This window comes from Intrasporangium calvum DSM 43043 (genome assembly GCF_000184685.1).
GTDB lineage: Bacteria > Actinomycetota > Actinomycetes > Actinomycetales > Dermatophilaceae > Intrasporangium > Intrasporangium calvum.
On the sequence record NC_014830.1, the window covers coordinates 270,230 to 291,282 of the forward strand.

At 72.2% G+C, this 21,053-nt stretch carries 18 protein-coding genes; 13 read left to right on the plus strand and 5 right to left on the minus strand.

The genetic code is table 11. From position 1 onward, the window contains the following. Positions 1-7 precede the first annotated feature (7 nt). Positions 8-1,486 carry a dihydrolipoamide acetyltransferase family protein gene (locus INTCA_RS01265; protein ID WP_013491129.1) on the plus strand — a complete coding sequence of 493 codons (1,479 nt, stop codon included), beginning with the start codon at positions 8-10 and terminating at the stop codon, positions 1,484-1,486. Positions 1,487-1,513: 27 nt separating this feature from the next. Here the strand turns inward: INTCA_RS01265 and INTCA_RS01270 are convergent, their stop codons facing one another. The 3 genes from INTCA_RS01270 to INTCA_RS01280 form a co-directional block, all read right to left on the minus strand. Continuing rightward, entirely contained in the window at positions 1,514-2,374 is an 861-nt protein-coding gene (locus INTCA_RS01270; protein WP_041307106.1) for a glycosyltransferase 87 family protein, read from the minus strand. Then, positions 2,356-2,718 carry a glycosyltransferase 87 family protein gene (locus tag INTCA_RS20610; protein ID WP_041307108.1) on the minus strand — a complete coding sequence of 121 codons (363 nt, stop codon included), beginning with the start codon at positions 2,716-2,718 and terminating at the stop codon, positions 2,356-2,358. Before INTCA_RS20610 ends, INTCA_RS01270 begins: the two co-directional genes overlap by 19 nt. 379 nt (positions 2,719-3,097) lie before the next feature. Further along, complete coding sequence (locus INTCA_RS01280) at positions 3,098-5,176, minus strand: MDR family MFS transporter (RefSeq protein WP_013491130.1); 2,079 nt, start codon at positions 5,174-5,176, stop codon at positions 3,098-3,100. A 72-nt stretch (positions 5,177-5,248) separates the two neighbouring features. Between INTCA_RS01280 and INTCA_RS01285 the strand changes: the two genes are divergently transcribed. Then, positions 5,249-5,842 carry an acyl-CoA-like ligand-binding transcription factor gene (locus INTCA_RS01285; protein ID WP_013491131.1) on the plus strand — a complete coding sequence of 198 codons (594 nt, stop codon included), beginning with the start codon at positions 5,249-5,251 and terminating at the stop codon, positions 5,840-5,842. Positions 5,843-5,846: 4 nt separating this feature from the next. Here the strand turns inward: INTCA_RS01285 and INTCA_RS01290 are convergent, their stop codons facing one another. Continuing rightward, complete coding sequence (locus tag INTCA_RS01290) at positions 5,847-6,197, minus strand: TraR/DksA family transcriptional regulator (RefSeq protein ID WP_013491132.1); 351 nt, start codon at positions 6,195-6,197, stop codon at positions 5,847-5,849. Positions 6,198-6,310: 113 nt separating this feature from the next. Between INTCA_RS01290 and INTCA_RS01295 the strand changes: the two genes are divergently transcribed. The 7 genes from INTCA_RS01295 (at position 6,311) to INTCA_RS01325 (ending at position 14,653) form a co-directional block, all read left to right on the plus strand. Further along, the gene (locus INTCA_RS01295) at positions 6,311-7,768 is read left to right on the plus strand and encodes a hypothetical protein (RefSeq protein WP_013491133.1); all 1,458 of its coding nucleotides are present in this window, start codon (positions 6,311-6,313) and stop codon (positions 7,766-7,768) included. Between the two features lie 77 nt (positions 7,769-7,845). Beyond that, positions 7,846-9,111, plus strand: coding sequence for an Nramp family divalent metal transporter (locus INTCA_RS01300; protein ID WP_114610919.1), 1,266 nt, complete (start codon positions 7,846-7,848; stop codon positions 9,109-9,111). A gap of 261 nt (positions 9,112-9,372) precedes the next feature. Continuing rightward, positions 9,373-10,533 (plus strand): acyl-CoA dehydrogenase family protein, encoded by a 1,161-nt coding sequence (locus tag INTCA_RS01305; protein WP_013491135.1) that lies wholly within the window; start codon positions 9,373-9,375, stop codon positions 10,531-10,533. Continuing rightward, the gene (locus INTCA_RS01310) at positions 10,533-11,591 is read left to right on the plus strand and encodes an acyl-CoA dehydrogenase family protein (RefSeq protein WP_013491136.1); all 1,059 of its coding nucleotides are present in this window, start codon (positions 10,533-10,535) and stop codon (positions 11,589-11,591) included. The genes INTCA_RS01305 and INTCA_RS01310 overlap by 1 nt, the downstream gene beginning before the upstream one ends. A 36-nt stretch (positions 11,592-11,627) precedes the next feature. Next, on the plus strand, positions 11,628-12,404 hold the full coding sequence (locus tag INTCA_RS01315) for an enoyl-CoA hydratase-related protein (RefSeq protein WP_013491137.1): 777 nt from the start codon (positions 11,628-11,630) through the stop codon (positions 12,402-12,404). 158 nt (positions 12,405-12,562) lie between these two features. Continuing rightward, positions 12,563-13,699 (plus strand): MFS transporter, encoded by a 1,137-nt coding sequence (locus INTCA_RS01320; protein ID WP_234423873.1) that lies wholly within the window; start codon positions 12,563-12,565, stop codon positions 13,697-13,699. Positions 13,700-13,915: 216 nt separating this feature from the next. Continuing rightward, entirely contained in the window at positions 13,916-14,653 is a 738-nt protein-coding gene (locus tag INTCA_RS01325; RefSeq protein WP_013491139.1) for a GAF and ANTAR domain-containing protein, read from the plus strand. A 90-nt stretch (positions 14,654-14,743) separates the two neighbouring features. Here INTCA_RS01325 and INTCA_RS01330 read toward each other — a convergent pair whose 3' ends face one another. Beyond that, the gene (locus tag INTCA_RS01330) at positions 14,744-15,613 is read right to left on the minus strand and encodes a maleylpyruvate isomerase family mycothiol-dependent enzyme (protein WP_013491140.1); all 870 of its coding nucleotides are present in this window, start codon (positions 15,611-15,613) and stop codon (positions 14,744-14,746) included. A 26-nt stretch (positions 15,614-15,639) separates the two neighbouring features. Here INTCA_RS01330 and INTCA_RS01335 point away from each other — a divergent pair, with 26 nt between their 5' ends. The 4 genes from INTCA_RS01335 (at position 15,640) to INTCA_RS01350 (ending at position 20,803) form a co-directional block, all read left to right on the plus strand. After that, positions 15,640-17,676 (plus strand): bifunctional copper resistance protein CopD/cytochrome c oxidase assembly protein, encoded by a 2,037-nt coding sequence (locus INTCA_RS01335; RefSeq protein ID WP_013491141.1) that lies wholly within the window; start codon positions 15,640-15,642, stop codon positions 17,674-17,676. A gap of 212 nt (positions 17,677-17,888) precedes the next feature. Then, positions 17,889-18,074: a DUF6767 domain-containing protein gene (locus INTCA_RS01340; protein WP_013491142.1), complete on the plus strand. Its 186-nt coding sequence runs from the start codon at positions 17,889-17,891 to the stop codon at positions 18,072-18,074. Between the two features lie 42 nt (positions 18,075-18,116). Then, complete coding sequence (locus INTCA_RS01345) at positions 18,117-18,932, plus strand: carbon-nitrogen family hydrolase (protein ID WP_013491143.1); 816 nt, start codon at positions 18,117-18,119, stop codon at positions 18,930-18,932. Beyond that, entirely contained in the window at positions 18,929-20,803 is a 1,875-nt protein-coding gene (locus tag INTCA_RS01350; RefSeq protein ID WP_013491144.1) for an NHL domain-containing thioredoxin family protein, read from the plus strand. Before INTCA_RS01345 ends, INTCA_RS01350 begins: the two co-directional genes overlap by 4 nt. Positions 20,804-21,053: the final 250 nt, after the last annotated feature.

The window sequence follows — 21,053 nt, forward strand, 5'->3', positions numbered from 1 at the left end:
TCCTCTAGTGGCAATTCGCACGTTCAACCTGCCCGACCCCGGTGAGGGTCTCGTCGAGGCCGAGATCGTCGAGTGGAAGGTCGCTCCCGGCGACACCGTGAAGGTCAACGACATGGTCCTCGAGATCGAGACGGCCAAGTCGCTCGTCGAGCTGCCGATCCCGTGGTCCGGCACCGTGAGGGAGCTCCTCGTCAACGTCGGCGACACCGTCGACGTCGGCACGCCGATCATCAGCATCGACGACGGTCAGGGTGGCGACGCCCCGGCCGCGCCGGCGGGTGAGACGGCCCAGGCGCCGAAGGGGGAGCAGCAGGAGGCCAATCTCGTCGGCTACGGAGCCAAGGCCGGAGCGACCGCTCGCCGCGCTCGCAAGCAGGGGGATGGCCGTATGCCGCTGGGCTCGGTCCCCGAGTCGGCGCCGGCACGCGCGGCGGCACCCACCGAGACGGAGCAGGTTGCCGAGGCCGAGCCGGTCGCCGAGCAGACCGCCCCGGCTCCGCGCACCGAGTCCCCGGCACCCGCCGTCGAGCCGGTGGCCCGAGAAGGCCGTCCCAAGGCGAAGCCCCCGGTCCGCAAGCTCGCCAAGGACCTGGGTGTCGATCTCTGGTCGGTGCCGGGCTCCGGCCCCGACGGCATCATCACCCGCGACGACGTCGAGTCCTTCGCGCGCGGCGTCAACCTCCCTGAACGGCAGGGCGTTTCGGACCAGGGCGAGGCGGCGGCCAGCGTCTCCGCGGCACCGAGCCCAGCGGCATACCCCTTCGGCTCGGGCGAGCGGGAGGTGCGGACCCCGATCAAGGGCGTGCGCAAGATGACCGCGCAGGCGATGGTCGGGTCCGCGTTCACCGCGCCGCACGTCACCGAGTGGGTCACCGTCGACGTGACCAGGACGATGGAGCTCGTCGACCGGCTCAAGCGGTCGCGTGAGTTCAAGGACGTCAAGGTCACGCCGCTGCTCGTTCTCGCCAGGGCGATGATCCTCGCGATCAGGCGCAACCCCGGCGTCAACGCGACGTGGGACGAGGCGGCGCAGGAGATCGTCCAGAAGAACTACGTCAACCTCGGGATCGCCGCGGCCACCCCGCGAGGGCTGATCGTCCCGAACATCAAGGACGCCCACGGCATGTCGATGCTCCAGCTCGCGCAGGCCATCGGCGAACTGACGGCGACGGCGCGGGAGGGGCGGACGCAGCCGGCGGAGATGTCGGGCGGCACGATCACCATCACCAACGTCGGCGTCTTCGGCGTCGACAGCGGCACCCCGATCATCAACCCGGGCGAGTCGGCGATCGTCGCGTTCGGTGCGATCCGCAAGATGCCGTGGGTCGTCGAGGGCCCGGCCGGCGACGAGATCGTGGTCCGGCACGTGACGCAGCTGGCGATGAGCTTCGACCACCGGCTCGTCGACGGCGAGCTGGGGTCGCGCTTCCTGGCTGACCTCGCGGCGATCATGGCGGACCCGGGCCAGGCCCTGGTCTGGGGCTGAGCCCCGCTTCCACCGCAACACACCCGCTTACCGGCTGCTTGCCCCCGCTGCATCTGGGGTGAGCACGCGGTGGGCGGGTGTGTTGCGTCCGGGGCCTGCGACCAGGACGGCCGACACAGCCACGAGCGAGGCCAGCCCGAGCACCGCATAGGCGTCTGACAGGAACTTGGCCGCGAGGGACGCCGAGTACTCGCGTCCGCCACCAGAGGGTGCAAGCCACATGACGCGCGTCGTGGTCGCGACGAGCCACGCCACACCGAGACCGACCAGCACCGGTTGGCGCCGAGATCTGCCGGCCCGTCCCGGGGCCACGAGCCAGAGCATGAGCGGCAGGGTCCACACCCAGTGGTGGATCCACGAGATGGGAGAGACGAGCAGACCGCACAGGGCCACGATCAGGACGGTCCCGAGCGCGTCCCGGTCGCCCGCCCGTCGCACGGCCAGCAGGGTGACGAGGACGACGGCCACCACGAGGAGGGCGGTCACGACAGGGAATCCGCCCGGGCCGGCGGCTCGCCAGACGGCACCCTTGACGGACTGGTTGGAGAGGAACTCGACACCGCCCACGCGCTCCGGGCTCCAGACCGCGCGCGTCCAGAAGTCGAGCCACGACGCCGGCATGACGAGGGCAGGGACGACGGTCAGGACCGCGCTCGCGACGGCGGTCCGCGCGAGGGTTCGCCACTCGCGGCTCACCAGGGGAACGAGCAGGAAGATCGCCGGGGTGAGCTTGACGCAGATGGCCACGGCCAGGAGCAGCCCGGCAGCGCGGCTGCGTCGGGGCATGAGTACGAGGAGGTCGACCAGGACGAGCCCGGCCAGGATGAGGTTGACCTGACCGAAGCGAACCGTCTCGGCAACCGGCTCGGTCAGCGCGGCCAGCAGCACGACGGGGACCCCGAGTCGGGGTCGATGCGCAGGTGGCGGAGGCTCAGTCCGACGATCGTCGACAGGCCCAGGTAGGAGAGCGCGGCCACGAGGAACGCCGCGACTCCCGCGGGGACGAGGGCCAACGCCGTGAACAGGGCCGCGGAGAACGGGGGATAGGTGAAGGGCAGCGCTCCGTCCGCGCCGCGGTACATCTGGTCGCCGCCGCCGAGCAGGACCTCGCCCGCCCGGCGGTACACCTCGAGGTCGATCGGCACGCCCGGAGCCGTGGCGACGTGGACCGCAGCGAGGGTCACGGACAGCACGAGGTAGGCGAGAGTCAGCCGACGGCCCCGAAGCGCCACGCATAGTCCTTCCGACGCGCCAATGGCACGTACGGAGGAACGCTTCGGACTGATCATTCGATACCCCTGATCGGATGTGTGCGGAACGGACGTGCGTGGCCACGCGCCGCAAACCTATGGGGACTACGTGACCCCGGCAATGTCAAACGGGAACGTTCACGCGACGGGCAGCTGCACTTCACCTTGGGGCGCAGAGCGGAAGGGCCGCCGAGGCACCGGGCGTGGAGGGTGCCTCGCAGCGGCGGCGAGCCCAGCGGCATCCGGCCTCCCGATCGGCCACCCGCGCCCGACGGCAACACACCCGTTTACCGACCGCTTGCCCCCGATACATCTGGGGTGATCACGCGGTGAGCGGGTGTGTTGCGGAGCAGGCCGAGGGTCAGGCGCGGGTCCGCATCGCGTCGACGAGGTAGGCGGCAGTGAGGTCGTCGCCCACCCGCTCGAGCATCTGGATGTCGACGGCCTCGTACCGCTCGGCCACGGTGGGCTCGACGGTCGTCATGACGGTCCGCGCGTCCCGCTCCGCCACGGCCGTCGCCAGCTCGCGCTTGAGCTCCGGCGTGAGGGGCCCGGAGACGCGGGCCGCCTCGGCGACCTCGACGGCGTAGCGCTCGGTCTCGGCGGCGACGGCGTTGTCCTCGGTCGTCAGCATGTGGGCGGTGCGCTGCAGCAGCGCGGCTCCTCGCTCGACGTCGCCCTGCCCGACCTCCGCGACGGCTCGGGACAGGAGCGGCCGGTCGCCGGACAGGGCTGCGTCGGCAAGCAGCCCGAGCCGGAGGCCGAGCAGCCGCTCCTTGGTCCGCGTGTTGCCGGCCTCCCGGCCCAGCGGGACCACGAGCTCGTCGTCCGCGGCGGTCTGGGTCATCGTGTCGAGCAGCTCACGCCCCGCCTCGTCGGCGGTGTGGACGGTGTTGCGCAGCGGCAGCTCCTTGATGAAGAGGGTCGCGACGAGCGCGATGGCGAACGGCACGAGGCCCCAGAGGAACACGGCGTGCAGCGAGTCAGCGAGGCCCTGCTGAACCCCCGTGACGACCTCGGGGGGCAGGTTGACCAGCGCGGCCGGGTCGAGCACCGACCCGGCGTCGACCTGCTGGCCGGACGTGGCGAGCCGCTCGGCCGCACCCGCCGGCAGGTGCGAGGCGATGTTGACCGCGAGCCCGCTCGACATGATGGTGCCGAAGACGGCGATCCCCACCGTCGAGCCGACGTTGCGGAAGAACTGCGTGGACGCGGTGGCGACCCCGAGGTCGCGGCGTTGGGCGGCGTTCTGCACGATGAGTGTGTACACCTGCATCGCCATGCCCAGCCCGATGCCGAACACCACCATGGCGAGGGTGAGGTCGAGCTCGTCCGCGGCGTAGTCCATCCGGATCAGCATCCAGAACCCGGCCCCCATGATGAGGATGCCGACGAGGGTCTGGAGCTTGTAGCGGCCGGTCCTGGTGATGACGAGCCCGGCGACGATCGACAGCCCGATCATGGCCACCGACATCGGCATGAGGATGAGGCCGGAGTTCGTGGCGGAGACGCCGAGGACGCCCTGCGCGTAGACGGGCAGGTAGATCATCGCGCCGAACATCATGACGGAGACCATGAAGCTGGCGATGTTGGACAGCGTGAAGATCGAGCTGCGGAAGAGGCGTAGCGGCAGCACCGGCTCCACGGCCCGCCGCTCGACCGCGATGAAGGCCACGAGCGCGACGAGCCCCACGGCGTAGAGGCCCATTGTGACGGGGGAGTCCCACGCCAGGGTCGTGCCGCCGAGCGAGGTGGGCACGAGCAGGAGGATGAGCGCGAGGGAGAGGAGCGCGATGCCGGCCTTGTCGATGACCGTCTCGCGGTCGACGTGGTCGAGGTGGAGGAAGCGGGCGATCCCGATGTAGGCGACGACCCCGATCGGCAGGCTGATGAAGAAGAGCCAGCGCCAGCCCCAGTTGTCGGTGACGAAACCGCCGACGAGGGGGCCGAGGATCGAGGAGAGGCCGAAGACGCCACCCATGAGGCCCTGGTACTTGCCGCGTTGTCGCGGCGGGATGATGTCGCCGATGATGGTCTGGGACAGCGGCATCAGCGTCCCCATGCCGACGCCCTGCAGGGCGCGCGCCCCGATGAGCCACCAGAAGTTCTGTGCGAAGCCGGACAGGACCGAGCCGACCATGAAGACGACGAGGCCGCCGAGGTAGAAGCCGCGCCGTCCGTAGATGTCGGACAGCTTGCCGACGATGGGCACGGTGATCGCGCTGACGAGCATGGCGGCCGTGGCGAGCCAGGAGTAGTGCTCCATCCCGCCCAGCTCGGCGACGATGCGGGGCAGGGCCGGACCGACGATCGTCTGGCTGATCGACGCCACGAGCATGCCGAGCATGAGGGCGGTGAAGATCTGCCGCGCGCGGGGGTCGAGGCCGGTCGAGACGTCGTCCGGCTCGGTCGTCCGGGAGGTGGCGGGGGAAGACGGCATGGACCAACGATATGCGAATAGTGCACCCACTGCAAAATTGCGCTGACTGCACGAATTTCCTATGCTGCCCCCATGAGCGAGCCGGACTGTGGACTGCGTGAGCGCAAGAAGCGTGAGACGCGGATGGCGATCCACCGCGCAGCCCTGGACCTCGTCGAGGAGGCCGGCTTCGACGCCGTGACGACCGACCAGATCGCGGCTCGTGCCGGGGTGAGCCCGCGCACCTTGTTCAACTACTTCCCGACCAAGGAGAGCGCCGTCCTCGGCGCGACCCCGGCCGACCTCGACGAGATGCGGGCCCTGCTCGATGCCCGGCCGGCGAGCGAGCCGATCCTCCAGTCGATCCGGGCCATCGTCGAGGCACGCCTCTCCCCGACGACGTACGACCCGCAGCTGCGCGCGCAGCGACGGCGGGTCATCCTCAGTGAGCCGTCCCTCGGGCCGGCGCTGGTGGGCAACAACATCCGGGCGGAGAACGTCCTCACGGAGCTCGTCGCCGACCGGCTCGGCCTCGACCCGCGCGAGTCAGTGCGGCCACGCGTCACTGTCGCGAGCGCCCTCGCCGCGGTCCGGGCGTGCATCGAGCACCAGCACTCCGGGGGGAGCGGCACCGTCGAGGAGGCGGTGGACGAGGCCTTCCTCCTCCTCGAGCACGGCTTCGCCTGAGCGGTCAGCCCTGTCCGGCGTGCTCGACGCAGGTCCGGGCGGTGGGGCGGGCCTCGAGCCGCTCCTCCGGGATCCGGCGACCGCACACGACGCAGAGCCCGTAGCTGCCCTCGTCGAGGCGCGCCAGGGCCGCGTCGATCTCGCCGAGGTGCTCCTCCGCCTGGTCGATGAGGGCGGCGACCTGCGACCGCTCGTAGGCGATCGTCGCGCCCTCGGGGTCGTGCTCGTCGTCCGAGTTGGAGTCCACCGCAGCCTCGACCACCTGGCCGAACTCCCGCCGGAGCCCCTCGAGCCGATCCACGGTGGTCTGGCGCTCCTCGGCCAGCCGGGTGCTGTGCGTCGTCGTGTCGGTCACTCGGGTCTCCTCTCGTCGTCCTCGGTCCGAAGTTCCCCACATTGTCCTCCGTCAGGCCCCGGCCGCACGTGTGTGGCCCGTCACGCCTCGCCCGGAACCGGCAGGATGGGGTCATGGCTGAGCACCGCGGTGTCGTCTTCCCGCTCGACGAGGCGTCGGGGCGGCGCAGCACGGCCGCCGTGGGTCGGGCCGTCGTCGCGGACGCGCTGCTCTCCGTCGACCCGGTGGGGGCCGCGTCGGCCGCCCGCGAGACGAACTGGCGGCAGGGCTACCTCGAGCACTTCCGCCGGCTCGTCGAGGCGGGCCTGCCCGGCGCGGCGGCCGCCCACACCATCGCCAGGGAGGGCCTGATCTCGGTCCATGCCCGGATGCGCTGGACGGGGCCGTCCGGCGAGGTGGCGCTCGCGGCGGCGGTCGAGGAGCCAGTCACCCGGCTGGGCTCCGCAACCATCCGCGGCGAGGGCGCCCCCGACCGCACGATCTCCCTGCCTTATGCCGCTGAGCGCGCTTCCGGGGACCGGCTCCGTCGCGTGCTGGCCGGGTGGGTCGAGCGCGGCGTCGTCGAGCCGAGCTGCGCGGAGGCGGTCGAGCTGGTCATCGCGAACCCGGACTGGCTGGACCTGTCCGACCAGACGATTGTCGTGCTCGGCGCCGCCGCCGAGATGGGCCCGCTCCGGTCGCTCCTCCGGTGGGGCGCCGACGTCGTGGCGGTCGACCTGCCGCGCAAGGACCTCTGGCACCGGCTCATCGGCGACACCCGACGGCTCTCCGGCTCGATGACCGTGCCGGTGCAGCCGGGCTCGGGTCCCGTCGAGTCCCGGCTGGGCGGTGACCTCGTCCACGACCTCGCGTCGGTGACCCAGTGGGTGACGTCGCAGGAGGGGCCGCTGGTCCTCGGCAACTACGTCTACGCGGACGGCGCCACCAACGTGCGGGTCGCCACTGCCGTCGACGTCCTGACGCAGCGGGCCGTGGCGGAGCGCGGGCGCGACGAGGTCTCGCTCGCGTTCCTGGCGACGCCCACCGACGTGTTCGCGGTGCCCGGGGGCGCGGTGGCCAGGTCGGTCGAGAACTACGCCCAGCGGCATACGTCCAAGGTCTTGCGGGTGCCGTTGCGCACGCTGAGCGGCGGGCGCCTGATGCGCCGCAACTACGTGCCGGGCGAGGACCCCGGCATCAACGACTCCGTCGTCCTCCAGCAGGGGCCGAACTACCTCCTCGCCAAGCGGCTCCAGCGGTGGCGCGCCACGGCCCATCGCGCCGACGGGGGACTCGTCTCCCTCAACGTGGCCCCGCCCACTCGGACCCGCTCGGTCGTCAAGAACCGGGCGCTCGCGGCGGCCTATGCCGGGGCGCACCGGTTCGGCGTCGAGGTCTTCGAGCCCGGAACGGCGAACACCCTCATGGCGATCCTCCTCGTCCACGACCTCCGCGTCGGCGCGCCGGCCCGTGAGCACCCGTGGCAGGACGAGGCCGCCGCTGCCGTCCACGGTGGGCTGTGGACCTCGGCCTATGACCCCAGGAGCGTCCTCGGGATCGCGGCGCTGCTCGGTCTCGCGGCGGCCCGCTGATGCGTGTGGGTGTGAGCGTCGGGTGAATGTGGTTGTCCGAGTTGGCGCGACGGGTCCCTGTGGCCCATGCTCTGACCATGGGTGACCGACCGGGCCGCGCGCTGCCGTCGCACGTCGACGCGCGCTCCCCCGAGCACGGGCTCGGCGGGACCTTGCGTGCGCCTCGGACGCTCGTGCCCGCGCTCCTCGCGGCGATCGCCTACGTCGACCCCGGCAACTTCGGGGTCAACATCACGTCCGGCGCCGAGCACGGGTACGCGCTCGTGTGGGTCGTCGTGTTCGCCAGCTGTGCGGCGATGGTGATCCAGTACCTCGCTGCCAAGCTCGGGATGGTCACCGGCCTCAGCCTCGCCGAGCACAGTGCCCGGCGGTACCCGGGCGTCGGGCGCATCGTGCTGTGGACCCAGGCCGAGATCGTCGTCATCATGACCGACCTCGCCGAGATCGTCGGCGGTGCGATCGCGCTGTACCTCCTCTTCGGGATGCCGCTCATGTGGGGCGCGGTCGCGGTGACCGGGTTCAGCCTCGTCGTCCTCTACCTCAAGGTGCACGGGCGCAGCCACTTCGAGTCCGTGGTCCTGGTCCTGCTCGCCGTCATCATCGGCTCGCTCCTCTGGCAGGTGCTCGTCGCCGAGGTCGACCGGGTGGCGCTGCTGCGGTCGGCGGTGCCCGGCCCGCTGGACTCGTCGGCGGCGCTGCTCGCCGTCGGCATCGTCGGCGCGACCGTCATGCCCCACGCCCTGCACTTCCACTCCGCGGCGTCGCGGACCCGCGACGACGGCCAGGTCGAGCCCTCGCAGGCCGTCCGCCTGCGGATCGGGCGGCAGACAGTGCGCTCCGTCGTCATCGCGATGACCGTGGCGGGCGCGGCCAACATCAGTCTCGTCGTCTTCGCCGCGGCCCTGCCGAGCGAGGCGGGCGCGAGCATCGAGACCGCCTACGCGGCCCTGGGGGCGGAGGCAGGGCAGATCGCGGCCACGATGCTCGCGGTGGCGCTGCTCGCCTCGGGTCTCGCGTCGACCCTCGTCGGCGTGCAGACCGGGGACGTCGTCATGACCGGCTTCGGCAGGCGGCCGATCCCTGCCCTGCTGCGGCGCACCCTCGCCGTGGTGCCCGCGCTCATCATCCTCGGGCTCGGGGTCGAGCCGACCCTCGCGCTCGTGTGGAGCCAGGTCATCCTGTCGTTCGCGCTCCCCGGGACACTCATCCCGCTCCTCCTCTTCACGCACGACCGGCGGCTCATGGGCGCCATGGCCAACCACCGGCTGACCACGGCGGTGGCCTGGATCATCACCGCCGTCATCGTCGGGCTGGTCGGGTTCCTCCTGGTCAGCGGCGCCTGACCCCATCCCCCGCCCCCCATCCCCCGCAAGCCAGTCCCCGCAAGCCAGTCCCCGCAAGCCAGTCCCCGCAAGCCAGTCCCCGCAACACACCCGGAAAACCTGCAACTCACCGTGCTGCAGCAGGGGCGAGCAGTCAGGAGCCGGGTGTGTTGCGGTGTCAGCCGAGGTCGCCGGCGAGCGGCATACGGCCACGCGTGCATCGGCGGCGGCGCGTGTGGGAGGCTGGCCCAGAGAGCCAGCCAGCATGCCGAGGGAGGTTGCATGGCGCGGGAGCCCCGAGCGCCGATCGTCCCTCCCGTCGTGGTCGAGGGCGAGGTCCTGAGGGGACTACGGCTCGAGGTGCGGGAGTTCCTCGCCGGGCAGATCGAGTCAGGTCGCTTCACGCCGCACGTCGACACGTGGCTGACCCGCTGGGACCGCGACTTCACCCGTGAGCTCGGCCGGCGGGGGTGGCTCGGCATGGTCATCCCCGAGGAGTACGGCGGCCAGGGCCGGACCTATCTCGAGCGGTTCGTCGTCACCGAGGAGCTCCTCGTGGTCGGTGCCCCGGTGGCGGCGCACTGGGTGGCCGAGCGGCAGATCGGCCCGTCCCTGCTCAGGTTCGGCACCGAGGAGCAGAAGCGCCACTTCCTGCCCCGGATCAGCCGGGGTGACCTCGTCTTCGGCATCGGGATGAGCGAGCCGGACTCGGGCTCGGACCTGGCCAGCGTGCGCACCCGGGCGCAGCAGGTCGACGGTGGCTGGCGCCTGACCGGTACCAAGGTGTGGACGTCCGGCGCGCACGAGGCCGACGCCTTCTTCGCGCTGGCCCGCTCGGCCCCCCTCGACCCGGCCCACCGGCACCAGGGCCTGAGCCAGTTCATCGTCGACCTGCGGGCCCCCGGTGTCGAGATCCGCCCGATCATCTCGATGGGCGGGGACCACCACTTCAACGAGGTCCACCTCGACGGCGTCCTCGTCCCCGACGACCGGGTGCTCGGCACGATCGGGGAAGGGTGGCAGCAGGTCACCTCCGAGCTCGGCTTCGAGCGCAGCGGCCCGGAGCGCTACCTCTCGACCTTCCAGCTGCTGGCCGCCGCCGCCGAGGCGATGGAGGCCGGCGTCCTGCCCCTCGACCCGGGCCTCGGCCGCCACGTCGCCCGGGTCGCGGCCCTCCACCAGATGTCCTTCGCCGTCTCGACCGCCCTGGAGGCGCACGCCGACGCCGACACGGCGGCGGCGGCCGTCAAGGTCCTCGGCACGACGACGGAGGGCGACATCGCCGACTACGTCGACACGCTGACGGCGACCGGCTGGATCGAGGACGAGGAGCTGCACACCCTCCTGCACGCGGCGATCCTGCAGCGACCCGGGTTCACCCTGCGCGGCGGCACCAACGAGATCCTGCGCGGCGTGATCGCCCGCGGACTGGGGATGCGGTGATGGCCGAGCTCGAGCACCTCGCCAGGTCCACCAGCGCCGACCCCGATCTCGTCGCGATGTTGACGGACCTCTTCGCCACGTACCGATCGACCAGGCCGGCGCCCACCGAGCTCCTCGACCTCGACCTCGGACTGTGGGCCCAGCTCGACGAGCTCGGCCTGACGAGGCTCACCGCGTCCGAGGCGAGCGGGGGCAGCGGCGCGAGCTGGGTCGAGGGGTCCGCCCTCCTCGGGCTCGCCGCAGCGGCAGGGGCGCCGGTCCCGCTCGTCGAGCACGGGATGCTCGGCGCGTGGCTGCTCGAGGAGGCCGGCCTGCCCAACGACGGGGCCCTGCGGACCGTGTGCCGCCCGGACCCCTCGGGGCGGGCCCTCAACGTCACCTTCGCCCGGGACTCCGCGTCGATCGTGGCGCTCTGGGAGGACGCGGACCGCTGGCGGGTGGCCGACGTCCCGACGGAGCGAGTCGGCCTGACCCAGTCCCGCAACCTCGCCGGAGAGCCCTGCGACACGGTGGAGTTCGAGCTCGTCGACCTCGCGTCCGCGCCCTTCGTGGACGACTCGGTCGGCCACCAGTTCCACCTCCGAGGGGCGCTGGCCCGCTCGGCGCAGGTGTGCGGAGCGATGGAGCGGGTCCTCGAGGTCGTCCTCACCCACACCCGCGAGCGGGAGCAGTTCGGCCGGCCCATCGGCCGGTTCCAGGCGGTCCAGCACCTCGTGGCCGACATCGCCACGGAGTCGTCGCTGGCCCGCGCCGCGACCGACACGGCGGTGGCCCGGGCGGCGGCCTCGCAGTGGCAGGACCCCGGCATGCTCTTCGCCGTCGGGGTGGCCAAGTCCTGCGTGGGCCATGCGGCCTCGGTCGTCGTGCGCAACGCCCACCAGGTCCTCGGGGCCATCGGCACGACTCTCGAGCACGAGCTCCACGTCCTCACCAAGCCGATCCTCGTCCGGCGCAGCGAGTACGGCTCGGTGCACGAGTGGGACGAGACGCTCGCCGAGCTCGCGGCCTCCGCCGGACGCGACCGCCTGTGGCCGCTCATCCTCACCGGCCGACGCTGACCGCGGCCGGCCACGACCGAGACGAAGGAGACCCCCGTGAGTGAAGTGACCTACACCGTGGCGGACGCAGTCGCGACGATCACCCTGTCCGCCCCGGAGCGGCGCAACGCCCTGTCGGTCGAGATGTCCCGCGAGCTGATCGACGCCGCGCAGGCCGCGGGGCAGGACCACGCCGTGGGCGCCGTCGTCGTCACGGGCGGCCCGCACTTCTGCGCCGGCGCCGTCCGCGCCGTCCTCGCCGACACCGGCCTGGACCCCGTCGAGGACGAGGCCTACCGCAACCTCGAGACGGTCTACCGCGCCTTCACGACCATCGGCGACCTCGCCGTGCCGACCGTCGCGGCCGTCCGCGGGGCCGCCGTCGGCGCCGGCCTCAACCTGGCGCTGGCCACCGACCTGCGCATCGTCTCCACATCCGCCCGGCTGCTGCCCGGCTTCGCCCAGATCGGCATCCATCCCGGCGGCGGGCACTTCACGCTCCTGGGCCGGGTGGCCGGGCGGGAGGCCGCCGCGGCGATGGGCCTCTTCGGCGAGGAGGTCGACGGTGCGCGGGCCGTCCAGCTCGGCCTGGCCTGGGCCGCCCACGACGACGCCGACGTCGAGGCGGAGGCGCACGCCCTGGCCGCCCGCGTCGCCAAGGACCCGGAGCTCGCCCGTCGCCTCGTGCGCAGCTTCCGGCGGGAGACCGCCCCCGGTGGCATCCCGTGGGACGTCGCCGTCGAGCTCGAGCGCTCGCCGCAGATGTGGTCGCTGCGGCGCAAGCACGGTCCGCGAGCCGATCGGGCCGAACGAGCTGAACCAGACGGTCGCTGACGCAGTCGGTCGCCAGCCGTGCCACTATGGCTCGGGCCGACCCTGCGTCGGCACCCCACCCGCCCGGCCCTCCACCCGACACCCAGGATGCTCTTGTGCTGTCGTCGTACCGTCCTCTGTTCGAGGTGCCGGGAGCACGGACCTTCATCATCGGAGGGATGACCGCCCGTTCCGCGGGGGCGATGTTCGCCGTGGCCACCGTCGCCATGGTCGCGGCGCGGCGCGGCTCCTACGAGCTGGCCGGCGCGGTCATGGCAGCCGGGCTCGTGGCGCTCGCCGTCGCGGCACCCGTCCTGGGGAGGCTCGTCGACCGCTACGGGCAGAGCCGGGTGGCCGTCCCCTTCTTCATCTGGTCCGGGTTCTGGGCGGCCATGACGATGGTCGCCTCCTGGCGCGGGTGGCCCTCGTGGGTGCTGTTCATCACCTTCCCCCTGTGCGCCGTCATCCCCAACCTCGGCACGATGGCGCGCGCCCGGTGGTCGCACATCTTCGCCCACGACCCCCGCAGCCTCCACACGGCGATGTCGTTCGAGCAGGTGATGGAGGAGGTCACCTTCGTCATCGGGCCGGTCCTGGCCATCTGGCTGTCGACGACGTTGTTCCCCGAGGCCGGGTTCCTCTTCGCGGCGATCTGCTACGCGGTCGGCGTGCTCGTCTTCGTCTCGGCTCGCTCCACCGAGCCACCGATCGTGCCGCACCACGAGCGTCCGGGTGGGGGCGCGCACCGCCATCCCGGAATCTTGCCGCTCGCGTTCATCATGGTGATGACCGGCGCGATCTTCGGGGTGAACGAGGTCGTCACGCTCGCCGTCGCCGAGGACGCCGGTCACCCCAACGTCGCCGGGGCGGTCCTCGGGCTCTTCGCAGTCGGCTCCGCGGCCTCCGGCCTCGTCTTCGGCCAGATCTCGCACGGGCGCAACCTGCTCAAGCTGCTGCTCGTCGGCACGCTCGGAATGATGGTTCTCGAGGCGCCGGTGCTCCTCGCCGGAAACCTCTGGGTCCTCGCCGGCATCATGCTCGTCGCAGGCATGGCCACGGCTCCGACGCTCATCACGACGATGAACCTCATCGAGCGGATCGTCCCGAGGGCCCAGATCAACGAGGGCATGACGCTCGTCCTCACCGGGCTGATCATCGGCATCGCCGCCGGGTCGGCGGTCTCGGGTGCGGTGATCGACCGGGTCGGGCCGCGCCACGGCTACTGGGTCGCCGTCGTCGCCGGCGGAGCCGCTTTCCTCATGGCGCTCGCCACGCGGCGCTTCCTCTCGCGACGGGACATGCACAACCTCCGCTGACCCCGCCGACCCTTTCGCGTCACGTGCAGCGGGTGCCGGCTGAGCGGCATACGGCTGCCGTATGCCGCTGGGCTCGCCCCGCGGCCGAGGGCACCCGGGTGCCACCTCCCTCCCAGGGGGACCGGCCCGGGGGGCACGCATGGACGGGATCGTGCGAGGATGAGCGCAGCGGGGCGCAGCGCCCGGCTTGAGGCGACCACGAGCGAAGGACAGGGGATGAGCGAGCACCTGCCGGCCGACCAAGGCACTCGCGACGTCTTCGTGCGGCTGTCCGCACTCATCTACGCCGGGGCGGACGAGGCCGACGTCTACCAGACGATCGTCGATGCGGCGCGACGGCTCGTCGACGGGTGCGAGCGAGCCTCGATCATGCTCAAGCGGCGGGACCGGTTCGTGACCGCCGCGTCGACCGACGACATCGCCCGGCTCGCGGACCAGATCGAGCGGGAGGTCCGCGAGGGCCCCTGCTACGACGCGGTTCTCGACGAGGCCTACCAGCACGACACCGACCTCACGTCGGGGACCAGCCCGTGGCCCCGGTTCACCGAGCGGGTCCTCGCCGAGACCCCGGTGCGGTCGGCCATCGGCTACCGACTCTTCCTCGACGGCGACAAGGTCGGGGCGCTCAACCTCTTCGCCGACGAGCCGGGCGCGCTCACCGAGCGCTCCGCCGACCAGGGCGCGGTCCTGGCCTCGTTCGCGTCGGTGGCCCTGATGGCCGTCCGAGCGCGTGAAGAGGCGGCGACGCTCCGCCTCGGTCTCCAGAGCAACCGTGAGATCGGCAAGGCCGTGGGGCTGCTCATGGCGGCGCACCACATGGGTTCCGAGCAGGCCTTCGGCGTGCTCCGGCGGACGTCCCAGGAGCTGAACATGAAGCTGACCCAGGTCGCCGAGGAGGTGGTCCGAGGGCAGGAGCAGCAGTTCGGCAGCACGTCCTCGGACGGGCAGGGATGACCGGCGGCGACACTCGAGCCGTCCTCGCAGGGCGGCTCGACCCCGCCTGACTCGAGCTCGTCGCGGAGCAGCCCGGGGTGGCCGGATCAGTCAGGAGGCAGCGGGGCCGAGCACGTCGAGCGCATCGAGGATCCGGTGACCCACCGACTCGTCACCGAGGATGGTGAAGTGGATCTCGTCGCGGGTCCGCCGCCCCGCGGCCCTCCGGGTCAGGGCCTCCGTCGTCAGCTGGATCGTCGTCACGTCGAGGGGCTCCCCGGCCTCCGGGTCCTGACCGCTGAACAGCGCCTCGCCGACCGGTCGACCGTCGGGGCCCTCGACGACGCGGGCGCCGCCCCTCGCGAGGACCGGACCGGTCACGTCCAGGACGACTGCCGACCCCGGCTCGATCCCCGCGTCCCGGACGGCGACGAGGGGGAGGGCATCGACGATGGCTGCGGTGAAGACCGCGGCCGCCGGTGAGTCGAGGTTGCCGGGGCGGTCCAGGGCCGTCCGGACATCCTGTTCGTGCACCCACGTCTCGGTGATCTGCGCGCGGAGCTGGTCGCCGAACGTCGTGCGCTCCCGGAAGAAGCCGGCGATCTCGGTGTCGAGGTCGACGTCGAGGGAGCGCAGCTGGGACATCCGGTGCTGGTGGAAGTCAGCGAGCTCGGAGATGACGCTGCGCCCGGTCCACTGCCGGCGCGCCGCGACCTCGAGGTCCACCATCCGGTTGAACTCGTTGCGCACCTCGGCCCGGTTGGCGGGGCCGTGCGGCTCGCGCGGGAGGGCGGCGAAGGCCTTCTCGGTCGCGACCACCTTGACCATGTGGTCCTTGACGGTCCAGCCCGGGCATTCGGTCGGCTTCTCGAAGTCTTCCTCACGGCAGGCCCAGCCCAGGTCGACGATCGCCTGGACCACCTGCTCGAAGGCGTCGAGAAGGCCGCCTTGGTCGTCGGGTGCGGCCGGGTGCAGAGGCATGCCCCCAGACTACTTAGGCTGGAGCCATGCCCTCAGCCGCCCGTGACGTCGCCGTGGGTCGTTCCGTGCTGCCGTGGGCCGTCGCTCTGGCCGTCGTGGCCGGACTCGCCGCCAGCGTGCTCGCCGCAGTCTTCAGCGGCGCCGTCGCAGCGCCACCGGCCGGCCTCACCGACGCGGGTCCCGTGGTGCGCTGGGCCCTGCCCCTGGTCCGGGTCGTCCATGACGTCGCGGCGGCCCTCACCGTGGGCGCGCTGCTGCTGGCCGCGACGATGATCCCCGGTCCCACACGGGCCGCGTCTGCGGCGCTCGAGGAGCCCCGTCGGGCCGCGGCCTTCCGGGTCGCGACGGCGGCGGCGTTCGTCTGGGCCAGCGCCGGCGCGGTCGGCGTGGTCTTCACGTTCGCCGATGCGGCGGGGCTCCCGCTCGACCACCCGGCCTTCGCTGCCGAGCTGCTCCGCTCCGTGTGGTCCATCGACACGCTGCGGGTCGAGCTGATCTCGACGATGGCGGCCTTCATCGTCGCCTCCTTCGCCTCGCTCGGTCGCGCCCGGTCGGTGGCTGTGGCGCTGGTGGTCCTCGCCGTCCTCGGCGTCGTCGTGCTCGGACTGACCGGCCACGCCGGCGGGTCCGCGGACCACGAGACCGCGGTCAACGCCCTCGCGGTGCACCTGCTCAGCGCCACCCTCTGGACCGGTGGTCTGCTCGCCCTCATCCTGCTCCGGGGTGCCCTTGGTGATGCCCTCGCCGTGGTGGCCCGGCGCTACTCGTCCGTGGCGCTCTGGGCCTTCGTGGCGTTGGGCGTCTCCGGGGTGATGGCCGCCTCGACGCGGTTCGCCCGAGTGGAGGACCTGACGTCCCCCTACGGCGTCCTCGTGCTGCTCAAGGCCGGGGCGTTCATCGTGCTCGGCTTCGCGGGCTGGTGGCACCGGCGCGTCACGATCCATGCCCTCGAGCGGGAGCGCGCCGAGTCCCGTCCGGGCTGGGCCTTCCTCCGTCTGGCGATCGGCGAGATCGTCGTCATGGGTGTGGCGTTCGGCCTCGCCACGGCCCTGGCCCGGACCCAGCCGCCTGTCCCCGAGACCGTCGCGAACCCCAGTGCCGCCCTCGCGCTGACCGGCTTCCCCGAGCCGCCGTCCCCCACCGCCCTCTCCTGGGTGACCGCCTGGCGGGTCGAGTGGCTCTTCCTCGCCACGGCGCTGCTCGCGATCGGCCTCTACGTCGCCGGTGTGGTCCGACTGGCCCGCCGAGGGGACCGGTGGCCGGTGCTGCGCACCGTGAGCTGGGTCGCGGGCTGGCTCGTCTTCATCTGGGCGACGAACGGCGCGCTCGGGATCTACGGGCGGGTCGCCTTCTCCTGGCACATGACTCTCCACATGGTCGAGGCCATGGTCGTGCCGATCTTCCTCGTGCTCGGCGCCCCGGTGACCCTCGCGCTGCGCAGCCTCCGGGCCCGGCTGGACGGGACCCTCGGTCCCCGCGAGCTCCTCCTGGGCCTCGTCCACTCGCCGTACCTCAAGGTCGTCGGCAACCCCATCTTCGCGGCGGCGTTCTTCTTCATGAGCCTCGTCGTTTTCTACTGGACGGACCTGTTCTACCTGGCCCTGACGACCCACACCGGGCACCTCATCATGACCGCGCACTTCCTCATCGCGGGCTACCTCTTCGCCTGGGTGCTCGTCGGCTCGGACCCCGGCCCGGCGAAGTGGAGCCCGGCCCTGCGGCTCATCGTGCTGTTCGCGACGATCGCCTTCCACGCGTTCTTCGGGGTCGCGATGATCAGCGGCACGGCCGTGCTGGCTCCAGACTTCTTCACGGCGATCGACCTGTCCTGGGTCGACGACCCGTTGGCCGACCAGCGCAACGGCGGAGCGGTGGCGTGGGCCATCGGCGAGCTCCCGTCCCTCGCGCTCGCCCTCCTCGTCGCCGTCCAGTGGTCCCGGACCGACAAGGCGGAGGGGCGCCGACGGGACCGGCACGCCGACCGTGACGGCGACGCCGAGCTGACGGCCTACAACGAGCACCTGGCCCGCCTGGCCCGGCACGACGAGCGGCCCCGCCCCTGACCTCTCCCCAGTCGAGTGTGCACTTCCTGCCGAGGACCCGCTGGCATCTGCTGCACACTCGATGCGATGAAACCGGCAAGAAGCGCACCCTCGAGTGAGAGGGCGGGAGGGCTGGGACCCGCGCCGGTCTCGGGGAGCGAGCCCAGCGGCATACGGCCAAGTAGTTTCGCGTTTAACTACTACACAATGTAGGATTGCCGCAGGAGGTTCCCATGGCCGGTGTGCCCACGCCCAAGTGTCCGATCCGGATCGGCGAGCCGTGCACCCTGTGCTTCCCCGGGGCGAGCGGACCCCAGGACTGCGGCCTCGTCTACCTCGTCCAGTCCGACGACGAGTGGCGCGACCAGCTCGCCGACAAGCGGCGCGAGGTCCGGGCCGGCGGCACCCTCGCCAGCTGACACGAGGCGGCCGACCCAGCCGGCATGTGTGAGAGTTGGCGCATGAAGGTAGCCCTCATCCAGCTCGCCTACGGTGACGACGAGAGCGTCGCCGATCGCACGGCCCGCGTCGTCGACCTCGTCCTGGCCCAGGAGGGTCACGACCTCGTCGTCCTCCCGGAGCTGTGGCCGGCCGGAGGCTTCGACTACCGAGCCTGGGACGAGCGTGCGGAGCCCGTCGACGGCCCCGTCGCCCGGGCGCTCGCGGCCGCGGCCCGCGAGGCGCGCGTCACCCTCCACGGCGGGAGCATCGTCGAGCGAGCCACCCCGACCGACGGCGACGGCCACGGCCTCTGGAACACCTCGCTCGTGTTCTCCCCCGCTGGGGAGCTCGTCGCGACCTACCGCAAGATCCACCGGTTCGGCTTCGGCGAGGGGGAGCCGAAGCTGATGGACCCCGGCGCGGACCTCGTCGTCATCGACGTCCCCGTGGCATCGGCCGGGCCTCGCGCCTCCGTGGCCGTCGGCCTGTCGACGTGCTACGACCTGCGCTTCCCGGAGCTCTACCGCGCCCTGCTCGACCGTGGCGCCGAGGTCTTCGTCATCCCCGCGGCCTGGCCCGCCAAGCGGGTTGCGCACTGGACCCTGCTCGGCCAGGCCCGGGCGGTCGAGGACCAGTGCGTCGTCATCCAGTGCAACACCGCCGGCACCCACGCCGGCCACGAGATGGGTGGCCGGTCGCAGGTCGTCGACGCCCAGGGCGTCGTGCTCGCGACCGCCGGTCACCACGAGGAGGTTCTCAGCGTGGAGTTCGACCCCGCCGAGACCCACGCGTGGCGGGGGGCCTTCCCCGTGCTCGCCGACCGGCGGCTGCGGTGACGACTGAGCCATCCCTCCGGGCCCGGGTCAAGGTCCGGGCTCCCGAGCTCGTCGGCCGCGGCTGGCTCAACACCGGCGGACGGGCCTTGTCGCTGGCCGACTTCCGGGGTCGCGTCCTCGTTCTCGACTTCTGGACCTTCTGCTGTGTCAACTGCCTCCACGTCCTCGACGAGCTGCGTCCGGTCGAGGCGCAGTACCCTGACGCGCTGACGATCGTCGGGGTGCACTCGCCCAAGTTCGAGCACGAGGCCGACCCGGACGCACTCGCCGCGGCGGTCGAGCGCTACGCCGTCCACCATCCCGTCCTCGACGACCCCGAGCTCGTCACGTGGCGCGCCTACACGGCTCGCGCCTGGCCGACCCTCGTCGTCGTCGACCCCGAGGGCTACGTCGTCGCGTCGATGTCCGGCGAGGGGCACGGCCCCGGTCTGGCCGCCCTCGTGGGCGAGCTCATCGAGGAGCATGCGGCCAAGGGCACGCTCCAGCCGGGAGGCGACCCCTTCGTCCCGCCGCCCGCGCCCGACACGGCCCTCCGTTTCCCGGGCAAGGTCGTGGCCCTCGACGACGGATCCTTCGTCGTGTCCGACACGGCCAACCACCAGGTCGTCCACCTCGAGGCCGATCTTGAGACGGAGCGCCGGCGCTGGGGCGGTCCCGGTGTCCTCAACGAGCCCCAGGGACTCGTCCTCGCCACGTCCAAGGTGCGCGACCAGTACGGCGTCGACCTCGTCGTCGCCGACTCGGTGAACCATCAGGTCAAGGGAATCCGGTTCTCGGACGGCACGATCCACCCGCTGGTCGGCACGGGACGACAGCTGCGCCAGCGTCGCGGGGGCGCACCCGCGCGGCAGCAGGACCTCTCGACGCCGTGGGACCTCGCATGGCTCGATGGTCGGCTCATCATCGCCATGGCCGGCACCCACCAGCTCTGGGCGTGGTCGCCTGCCGGCCCGCCCGAGACGGCACCCACTCCGGGTGGGACGGTCGAGGTCATCGCCGGCACGACCAACGAGGGCCTGCGGGACGGTCCGGGCGCACAGGCCTGGTTCGCCCAGCCGTCAGGGCTGTGCACCTCCGCCGACGGGCGGCGCGTGTGGGTCGCCGACAGCGAGACGTCCGCCCTGCGATCCGTCGCGATCGACGACACCGGCGGCCTCACCGTCCAGACCCACGTGGGAACGGGCCTGTTCGACTTCGGCCACCGTGACGGACCCGCAGCCCAGGCCCTCCTGCAACACCCACTCGGCGTCACCGAGCTCCCCGACGGGTCGGTCGCCGTCAGCGACACCTACAACGGGGCGATCCGCCGCTACGACCCGGTCACCGGGGAGGTCACCACCCTGGCCCGCGACCTGGCCGAGCCGAGCGACGCGGTGGTCGAGGGTGATCCCGAGAGCGGCCGGACCCGCCTCGTCGTCGTCGAGTCGGCTGCCCACCGGCTCACCCGGATCGCCCTTCCCGAGGACGCCCAGCGGGTCGACGGCCCGGCCCGCCGGACCCAACGGCCGGCGACCGAGCTCGCCCCCGGGGAGGTGCGACTCGAGGTCACCTTCGTGCCGCCCAAGGGCCAGAAGCTCGACGACCGGTGGGGCGATCCCACCGTGCTCGACGTGTCCGCCTCCCCCGAGGGCCTCCTCCTCGACGGAGGCGGCAGGACACGGGGGCTGCGCCGCACCCTCACCCTGGCGAGCGGCATCCGGACGGGCACGCTGCACGTGTCGGTGCAGGCGGCGGCCTGCGACGGGGACCCAGAGACGGATGACCTGCCCGAGCACGCGGCCTGCCACCTGTTCCAGCAGGACTGGGGCATCCCGCTCACGCTCGTGGCCGACGGGCCGACTGAGCTGACGCTGGACCTCCGAGGAGCGTGAGGAGCCCGAGGTCGAGCGTGGATGGGAGGCGGGACTTCGCGACGCGTTCACCGAACTCGTCCCGGACCCCGTCGGCTCCGCCGTCATCGCCGCCGCCCACCAGCACGCCGAGGAAGGCCTGCCCGGGCGACGGCGCTCGCCCTGTGGGTGTCGGCGGGTTTGCTCGCGGTTGCGGTGATTCTCGGCTTGACGCGTGTGATCTTCGGCCGTCGCGGGTAAGTGAGGTCCGAGGCGGGCGCGTGGCCCGCCC